Source organism: Allorhizocola rhizosphaerae (assembly GCF_003426775.1).
GTDB lineage: Bacteria > Actinomycetota > Actinomycetes > Mycobacteriales > Micromonosporaceae > Allorhizocola > Allorhizocola rhizosphaerae.
In genome coordinates this window covers 1-4,362 of the sequence record NZ_QJUG01000382.1, presented here as the reverse complement: position 1 = coordinate 4,362, position 4,362 = coordinate 1, and the positions used below count along the sequence as shown (strand labels likewise).

Sequence of the window (4,362 nt, the reverse complement as noted above, 5' to 3'; positions counted from 1 at the left end):
GATCCGATCGGTACCGGCAAGACCCGATGGGCGGTGCGTTGGAAGCCAGTCCTCAACGCTTTCGCCATCACGTTCGGTGACCGGTTCCCGGCCGCCGAGAACTACTGAAGATCCGCCGGAAACACCGTTACTGAAACAGACCCCCCGGTGTTCAGCAGGGCGGAGGTCGGACGGGTCCCGGCATATACAGCGGCGGTGGATTGCCGCCAGCGTCGCCGAGATACTATGTCGAGACCGATATTCTTCCGACTCCTCCAGGTGGTACGAGGCCAGGCAGTGGGCGCTTGATATTCGGTGGCCGTGGCGAGGTCTGGTACACAGGTCATTACGATGATGGCTTCATTCAGATTAGGGGACCGAACTGTGGATGCTAAGAAGGAACGGACGCCGGCTTGGGTGGACAGTTCGGCTCCGCCCAAGCTTTGGATAAATCTCCATCAGGGACTTCCGTGGCTCAAGGACCGTCCGTACTTGGTTGACCGTGGGCAGGCCGCTGAGCTGCGGTCAGCTCTGCAAGGAATGGGCTTCACGGTTGTAGAAGCAATGTTCGCGGGGGGTCCGAAAGACGCCGAGAGGGCATTCCTTGTTGAGCTGACTAGTAAACTGCGTCTCAACGAACTCGGAGCAGGTAACTGGGCTGCGTTCAATGATCGGCTGTGGGACTTCCTGAAATCGGAAGATGCCACGGCTGTTGCAGTGGTTATCGACGGATTGGATAGGCTTGTCGATGCCGATATCTATACCTTCGTCAGGTGCATTCATAACCTACTGTCGTTGACTGAAGGTGCGGGGCTAACTGATAGTGCTGCCAATAGGCAGATTGAGTATTTCTTCATTGGAGATTGGTCTCGTAGCGGGGACACCGATGGCGCGGGGGAAGAGGAAAGGCGGTAGCGGCATTCACGAGCCGCTTGCACGCCTTTGTATTCTTGCCACGTATCCATTACAGATCGTGTTCGCGCCATTCCGTTGTGTGATGGCGTGCATGGTTGTTCGCCTGGGTTGCTGTCACGGTTGCTGTCAAGTGCTGGCTACATATGAGAATTTATGGATGGGCACTGTTCGATCGCGACAGTGTAGAAGTTTGTCCGGTGGCGTGGCGCGTAGCGTCGCGGCGTCGATCGCCGGAAGCCGTCGTGGTGCCTGCCCTATGAAGCGATCGTCACGGCCTGTGGTCCCCAGATCGGATGCCAGGCTTCGAGGCCGGGTGTCTCAAGTGGTCGGGGTGATCACTGTTGCGTGGGCGTGCGCGCGGGCCGGAACGGCTATAGCGCGTGCGCGTGCCCGGCGTAGCCGGGCTTTAATCCTGTATAGACGTTTTGAGCCAGCCTGCGATCTTGCGTGGCGACGGGCGCCTATCTCGTGGTCTTCCGGGTGCGGCCGGTTCGCTTGACGGGCTTGGCTTCGCCGCCGTTGTCCGGGTTCGTGCGGTCGGGCTGGTCGGTGCCGGCTTCGTGCCTGGCAAGGTCTGCGGCGAGTCGCTTGTTGGCCTTCTTGTAGGCTTCGAGTTCTTCGACGGCGCGCTGGGCGGCGTCGTTGTCCCTGGCCTCGAACGCCTTGATGAGTTTTGCGGCGATGCGGTCGGTTTCCAGGATGTATTCGGCCATGCGCCGGTTGAGGTCTCGGCCGCCGATGGGCGGGTTGAGTTCGAGGGCTTCGTCTTGACCTACGGAGTCTTCGATGTCGAGACGTTGGGCGGCCTGGGGGTGGACGTAGGTGCCTTTGCCGACGACGGCGTAGGTCAGTCCTCGTTCCTGAAGGTCGCGTAGCGCCCGCTGCACGGTCATGGAGGCCATGCCGTACCGACGTCCGCTACATCCGGTTTCACGACCTGAGACACACCTGCGCGAGTTTGCTGCTGGAGCAGGGCGTCGAACTCGTCACCATCAAGGAACTCCTTGGCCACGCCCAAATTTCCACGACCGCCGACATATATTCCCACGTCCGGGTCCGGTTGCAGCGCAACGCCATCGAAGCCATGAACCAAGCTCTCGAGTCCACAAGCGACAACCATGACGACGACGGCAACGGGGACACGTCCGACATCCGTGACCTGCTCATGGAAGACGACGAAGAAGACGGCGACGATCCGCCGCTGACTGTCCCAGTCCGATAGCCCTTGCCGAAACATGAACGCGCCTGCCTACGGCTCTCATCGAACTTGGGCGGGGCGCGCTCTTATACACGGGTGTCTACTGCTGCGTCGTATCGGTGCCCTCGTCGGTGGACTCGTCGTTCTCGCCACCGAAGCGGCAGAAGCGGTAGTAGTCACGAAGCGGCGTCGCGTTGCTCACGGGTCATCACTCCTTCCTGAACGCTGGTCGATTAAGGTGAGGGGGAAGACCGGAAGCCACGGGAACGGGAAGGGTGCGATCTTCACCGCTCCCATTCCGGCCTTCCCCGCACTGCGCCAGACGGGTCCGGACCTTCGATGCGCGTTCCCGCTGGGCTTGCCACCAGCATCAGCGGAAAGAGATGATCATGGAAGTAATTGACTGTCTTCGACCGTCTACAGGCCACCACCTATGACTGATCTCGGCGCGCAGCTACGGGCGGCCCGCGAGGCAGCCGGATACAGCCTTGCCCGCATGGCCGCGTTGACGCACTTCAGCAAGCCCTACCTTGGGCTGGTCGAGACCGGGCGCCGGGCCGTGACCGCCGACGTCCTGGACCGCTACGAGCAGGTACTCGGCAATGCGATCGGCACGGCACTGGACCCGTTGCGGGTCACCCACGAGTGGCTGATCACCGACTCTCCGGCCGTCGAGCAGCTGCGCTGCGGGCGCGCCATCGGCGACACGCTCATCTCCCACCTGGAGGCGCGGGTGATCGAGCTTCGCCACCTCGACGACACCATCGGCAGCACACATCTGCTGCCCGTCATCACCAAGGAACTCGCCGAAGCGCAAGCCGTTGCTGCGCGAGCGACCTACCCCGACGATGTCGGCGTCCGACTGCTGACCGTGGTCGGGGAACTGGCCCAGCTCGCCGGATGGGTCGCCAGCGACGCCGGGCTCTACCCGCAAGCCCAGCAGCACTACCTGTCCGGTGTCCACGCTGCCGAGCAAGCAGGCGACAAAACGCTTGGCGCGCAACTGCTCTCCAGCCTCGCCTACCAGATCGCCAACATCGGCAAGCGTGAAGACGCGCTGCTGATCGCCCGCTCCGCGGTCAAAGGCGCGGCCGGCGCCACCCCGATCGTCCGGGCCTTGCTGCTGGAACGTCTCGCCTGGGCCGCTGCCCGGCTCAAAGACACCGAGGCCACCCGCCGGGCGCTTGACGCCGTCGATGACGCCTACGAGCAACGCTCCATCGACATTTGCGAACCGGAATGGGTCTACTGGCTCAACCGCTCCGAGATCGATGTCATGGCCGGGCGCTGCTACATCGAAACCGGCGCACCCTGGGCCGCTGAGCCGCTGCTGACCTCTGCCTTGGCCTCCTACAACAGCTCACACCTACGTGAAGTCGCGCTCTATCAAACCTGGCTCGCCGAAAGCTACACCCGCGCCGGGGAACTCGACGCCGCCTGCACCGTCCTCGGCCAGGCCCGCGTTATCGCCGACCGCATCGAATCCGCACGGCTGCAACGCCGCATCACCGCCATCGACCGCCTCATCACCAAACGCGCACACACACGAACCCGTAACCCCATATAGGCCAACATCTTTCAATCGCATCCGTCGTCCGCCATCGTCCGCCCACGTTGCTGTCAGGGTTGCTGTCACCATTGCCAGCAATCAATGCGAAGGCTCGGAGGGTCGCCCGAACCCGCAGGCAAATGGCATGATCTCGCTCATGTCCTCGCCTCGCGGCCCGTGAGATCTCCACACCTACTATGTACTCGTGGGCAGCACACCAGTGCTCGTGCACAACGCCGGTGGCCCAGGTCGAGGTGGCGATCCAGTAGAATTCGGGACCAATCTTGGTGCAGAAATCAGCGAAATGTCCTCTGGAAGAACCAGCGTATTGATTGATCGCATTACTGGTGCAGGACTGTCACAGGCAGACGCTGCTGCTGCGGCGGAAGCAGCGGCGAGGCGCGCCTTCGGTGGCACCGGTGGATTGCACACGATGCCTGATGGCCAAATTGTTGTCCTGCCGGCGAAGCTAGGGCCGAACGCTCCAGTTCTCATAGTTGACCGCAGTGGAGCCGTCCGCACAGGAACGGCAGATTTCGGATTAGCCTCCGGTGGTATTACAGTCACCAATGTTAAGGTTAGTACGGCAGTCACGACATGCCGTGTGAGCTGGCGGAATGAAGCCCAGCCAGATGATGGACGGCCGCCGCTCGATCATCGAAAGTTGTGGACAATTCAATATCAACTGCGGCGGCCGCAGAATGCAGCGTAGTCGCTGCAT

At 61.9% G+C, this 4,362-nt stretch carries 4 protein-coding genes and 1 pseudogene; 4 read left to right on the top strand and 1 reads right to left on the bottom strand.

The features are described from left to right. Positions 1-200: 200 nt before the first annotated feature. Entirely contained in the window at positions 201-374 is a 174-nt protein-coding gene (locus DM816_RS46075; protein ID WP_425455344.1) for a ribonuclease domain-containing protein, read from the top strand. Next, on the top strand, positions 364-894 hold the full coding sequence (locus DM816_RS40435) for a hypothetical protein (protein WP_162908361.1): 531 nt from the start codon (positions 364-366) through the stop codon (positions 892-894). Before DM816_RS46075 ends, DM816_RS40435 begins: the two co-directional genes overlap by 11 nt. Before the next feature lie 461 nt (positions 895-1,355). On the opposite strand, the gene DM816_RS45060 is transcribed toward DM816_RS40435, so the two are convergent. After that, a complete protein-coding gene (locus tag DM816_RS45060) occupies positions 1,356-1,787 on the bottom strand; it encodes a GntR family transcriptional regulator (protein WP_246002701.1) in 432 nt (143 codons plus the stop codon). Positions 1,788-1,804: 17 nt separating this feature from the next. On the opposite strand from DM816_RS45060, the pseudogene DM816_RS45585 reads away from it, so the two are divergent. Then, a pseudogene (locus DM816_RS45585) lies at positions 1,805-2,035 on the top strand (tyrosine-type recombinase/integrase); the annotation flags it as partial. A 490-nt stretch (positions 2,036-2,525) separates the two neighbouring features. Further along, positions 2,526-3,659 carry a helix-turn-helix domain-containing protein gene (locus DM816_RS40420; protein ID WP_117215741.1) on the top strand — a complete coding sequence of 378 codons (1,134 nt, stop codon included), beginning with the start codon at positions 2,526-2,528 and terminating at the stop codon, positions 3,657-3,659. The last annotated feature ends 703 nt before the right edge of the window (positions 3,660-4,362 follow it).